The organism is Photobacterium rosenbergii (assembly GCF_003026455.1).
Lineage (GTDB): Bacteria > Pseudomonadota > Gammaproteobacteria > Enterobacterales > Vibrionaceae > Photobacterium > Photobacterium rosenbergii.
This window is the reverse complement of the sequence record NZ_PYMB01000065.1, coordinates 1-732: the sequence shown is the minus strand read 5'-3', so window position 1 is coordinate 732 and position 732 is coordinate 1. Positions and strand designations below refer to the sequence as shown.

The window sequence follows — 732 nt, the reverse complement described above, 5'->3', positions numbered from 1 at the left end:
GCCGCCCATAAGCGCACCCGAAGGATTGTTTATGTCGCTGCCGCTCGACTTGCATGTGTTAGGCCTGCCGCCAGCGTTCAATCTGAGCCATGATCAAACTCTTCAATTAAAGTTTTGGCTCAATGAAATACTGTTAAACCATTACCGAAGTAATGATTGAATTGACTGTGCCGAATCTTACGATTCGATTTGGTCACTCAGTTTCATTGATAATTCTTTTGTTGACTATCATTTCACGAGTGCCCACACAGATTGCATGGTCAAATTGTTAAAGAACGTTGACTTTCAATGCCTTGGCGCAGTGCGCTTCAGCAAGTCAGGAGGCGTATAATACGCGTTTCTGATATCCAGTCAAGACAAAATTTTCATCTTTTTTCGCGGTTGGCGAAAAAGTAAAAACCTTCTGTTGACGTCGCTCACATTGCAATCAGTCGGAGCGAAAGAAAAGCCCGCTGTACCCAGCGGGCTTATCCAAAATTCAAGCCTGGCGATGTCCTACTCTCACATGGGGAGGCCCCACACTACCATCGGCGCTATTACGTTTCACTACTGAGTTCGGCATGGGATCAGGTGGGTCCATAATGCTATGGTCGCCAAGCAAAATGCTTACAATCTTAGAAAGCTGATGTTCCCAACACTCATCCAAGTGTTCGTGGAGTCCGTAAAACCCCTTGGGTGTTGTATGGTTAAGCCTCACGGGCAATTAGTACAGGTTAGCTCAACGCCTCACAA

General features: G+C 46.2%; 1 rRNA gene. It reads right to left on the bottom strand.

The annotated features are described in order from the left end of the window. Nucleotides 1–482 precede the first annotated feature (482 nt). Nucleotides 483–598, bottom strand: a 5S ribosomal RNA gene (gene rrf, locus C9J01_RS29400). Between the last annotated feature and the right edge of the window lie 134 nt (nucleotides 599–732).